This window comes from Pseudomonas sp. EL_65y_Pfl2_R96, from assembly GCF_963970905.1.
Lineage (GTDB): Bacteria > Pseudomonadota > Gammaproteobacteria > Pseudomonadales > Pseudomonadaceae > Aquipseudomonas.
Map to the genome: position 1 here is coordinate 1 of NZ_CAXAQH010000181.1, position 565 is coordinate 565.

Sequence of the window (565 nt, forward strand, 5' to 3'; positions counted from 1 at the left end):
GTCTGGTAACCTGGCCAGCACGATCGGCGAGAAGGAGGCGAAACCCGACCACCGCGAATATTTTAACATCGGCCGTTTCGACATCGACGAAGGCGACCCCTATTTCTCGACGCCAACAGCCAACCGGCTGTTCCATCCAAATATCTGGCCGGATGCCGACGTGCCGGGCTTCAAGCCTGCCTTCGTCGACTATTACCACGAAATGGAGAAACTGGCATCGCTGCTAATGGAGCTGTGCGCTCGTGCGCTTCACCTGTCGCCTGACTGGTTCGCCGACAAGATCGACAAGCACATCACCAACATGGTGGTCAGCAACTATCCGGACCAGCCGGAAGAGCTCGAGTCGGGCAAGCTGCGGGCGGGTGCCCATACCGATTATGGTGGTCTCACCATTCTCAAGACCGAAGACAAGCCGGGCGGCCTGGAGGTCAAGACCTCGGACGGCCGCTGGGAGCCGGTGCCGATCGTGCCTGGCGCCTTCATTATCAATCTCGGCGACTTGATGGCACAATGGACCAATTACGAGTTGGTTTCGACGATGCACCGTGTCGTCAATCCGCCGAAG

At 58.6% G+C, this 565-nt stretch carries 1 protein-coding gene; it reads left to right on the plus strand.

Annotated elements, in window-relative coordinates; all coding sequences use genetic code 11:
• Positions 1 to 565, plus strand: a 565-nt coding sequence (locus AACY49_RS30100) for a 2OG-Fe(II) oxygenase family protein (protein WP_339527881.1), incomplete at both ends; no start/stop codon positions are given.